Genomic DNA, 1,024 nt, shown 5'->3' on the forward strand with positions numbered 1-1,024 from the left:
CCCGCTTCGTATTCAAACAGCGTGCTCTGTTGTCCGCTTAGCGTGACCTGTTTTTGTGTGCCTTCTTTAAAGCTGATATCGGTTGGTACATCTTCTAAGCCGACCTTGGGAAGTAAGCTCACATCATCAGGGGCAGCCTGACGCGCGGCTAAATCCAGTGCTTGTTTTTTTAAAATATCCTTATCATCAGCACTCAAATCCATCGCTATCGTATCAAGGCGTACTTGCTCCGCTGCGATCAGGCGCGCCGACTTCTCGCTATCAGGCGCCATAGTGACACGGACGCGGTGCGGGTTATCCAGCAGATGGGTCTTGATTAAGTTTGGCAACCACTGCTTATCCTTGACTTGCTCGCGCAGCCATAATAGGTGCTCATCGACTTCCCATACATCGATAGGGTTGCCGTCATGAATGGCGGTGCTAAAGCCTTCTAACAATAAATTTAGACCATAAGGCATGCTATCGCCGCCAATATGACGCTGATCGATCTCAATCTGATGCAAGATAGTTTCAATCGTTTCATCATCGACAGGTCGGCTTGCGACATCGGTTAATAAGTCGATAATCCCCTGCTCGACCGCCTCTGCGTGCTCAGGCTCAGAGCCACGAAGACCGGTATAAAAAACCATCTCATAATGACTATCATCGAGTCCCAATAGCGGACTTGGCGCGCGGCCTAGCGCATGACTGTCCAAATAGGCGCGTAGCGGCGAGCCAGCATGCTCAATCAATACGCCCTCTAATAGGCGCAGTGCAAGGCGCTGCTTGGGATCAGTAATCGACGGTAGCAACCAAGCCACCACATGATGAGTCTGATTGGGCCCTGCCTCGTCAGCAGTATACGTGTCGGTTGCACTAATCGGCGCCGGCAAGCGCACTTCTGGGCGCGACACATGCTTTTGACCGGTCTCAAATTCAGCCAACGCGTCTTGGTGTATTTTCGCTTGCGTCTCACGCACTGGAATATTACCAAAGCTCATAATCACGCTGTTTGACGGATGATAGTGACTTTTGTGAAACTCAA

General features: G+C 50.8%; 1 protein-coding gene. It reads right to left on the reverse strand.

Going from position 1 to position 1,024, the window contains the following annotated elements:
• Positions 1-1,024, reverse strand: a 1,024-nt coding sequence (locus ACTXGO_RS14565) for an insulinase family protein (protein ID WP_443575023.1), incomplete at both ends; no start/stop codon positions are given.

The sequence above is a fragment of the Psychrobacter sp. T6-1 genome (assembly GCF_052258445.1).